Source organism: Simplicispira metamorpha (assembly GCF_004341365.1).
Taxonomy (GTDB): Bacteria; Pseudomonadota; Gammaproteobacteria; order Burkholderiales; family Burkholderiaceae_C; genus Simplicispira; species Simplicispira metamorpha.
This window is the reverse complement of record NZ_SLXH01000067.1, coordinates 1-1,130: the sequence shown is the minus strand read 5'-3', so window position 1 is coordinate 1,130 and position 1,130 is coordinate 1. Positions and strand designations below refer to the sequence as shown.

Below are 1,130 nucleotides of genomic sequence, written 5' to 3'. Positions count from 1 at the left end.
TATTAATTAGAAACAAAACGACTTGAAATATTTCTGATTACCCGGATGTTGTCTTGATGAAACTGACCGACATGAGAAAGCTCAGTCCTGCGGCGCGGCAAGAGCGGCGCATGCAGGCGATCAAACTGCGCAATCAGGGCTGGACGTACGAAGACATAGCGCGGCAGCTGGGGCTGTCGCGCACCGGGGTGTTCGACATCTGCCAGCGCTACCAGGCCCAGGGCGAGTCGGCCTTGCAGGACAAGCGCTGCGGTCGCCCCTTGGGAACATTGCGCGCCTTGAGCGCAGATCAAGAACGAGAGACTCGCCAGCTGCTGATCGACAAGACCCCCGATGGGTTGCAGCTGGACTTTGCACTGTGGAGCCGCCCTGCGGTGCAGCAACTGATCAAGCAGCGCTGCGCCCTGAAGCTGACGCTGCAAAGCGTGGGCACCTATTTGCGCCGCTGGGGTTTTACGCCGCAAAAGCCCATCGAGCGCGCCTACGAGCAATGCCCGCAGTCGGTGCAGCGCTGGCTCAACGAGCAGTATCCGGTCATACGCGATCGGGCACGGGCCGAAGGTGCTGAAATTCACTGGGCCGACGAGACGGGGCTGCGCTCGGACGATGTGCGTGGGCGCTCGTATGCGCCGGTGGGCAAAACGCCCGAGATACGTATCCGCAGGCGCCGTGAAGGGCTCTCGATCATCAGCAGCATCACCAACCGGGGCAAGGTGCGCTTCAAGGTGTTTGAGGGCGCCATGAAAGCGCCCCTGCTGATCGACTTCATGCGCCGTCTGGTGCGTCAGAGCCAGAAAGAAGGCGCGCCCAAAGTGTTTCTGATTCTGGACAACCTCAAGGTGCACCACGCCCGGCAGGTGCAGGCATGGTTGCAGGACAACAAAGAGCACATCGAAGTGTTCTACCTGCCCAGCTACAGCCCCGAGCTCAACCCCAACGAGTTGCTCAACGCCAACCTCAAGGCGGCCATCACGACCAAGGCCCCGGCGCGGCGCAAGGGCCAACTCAAAGAGGCGGCTATTGGGCACTTGCGCCATTTGCAGAAATCGCCCAAAAAGGTGCAGCAGTTTTTTGGGAAGGATTCTGTCAAATATGCCGCTTGATTCAAGTTGTTTTATTTCTAGTCAATA

Annotated in this window: 1 protein-coding gene; it reads left to right on the top strand. The window is 59.0% G+C overall.

The annotated features are described in order from the left end of the window. The first annotated feature begins 56 nt into the window (after positions 1–56). A complete protein-coding gene (locus tag EV674_RS17305; RefSeq protein WP_132750531.1) occupies positions 57–1,103 on the top strand; it encodes an IS630 family transposase in 1,047 nt (348 codons plus the stop codon). The last annotated feature ends 27 nt before the right edge of the window (positions 1,104–1,130 follow it).

What these genes read in the sequence shown, in the direction of transcription:
- EV674_RS17305 (WP_132750531.1), top strand. Translation starts at nt 57, where the DNA reads ATGAAACTGACCGACATGAGAAAGCTCAGTCCTGCGGCGCGGCAAGAG.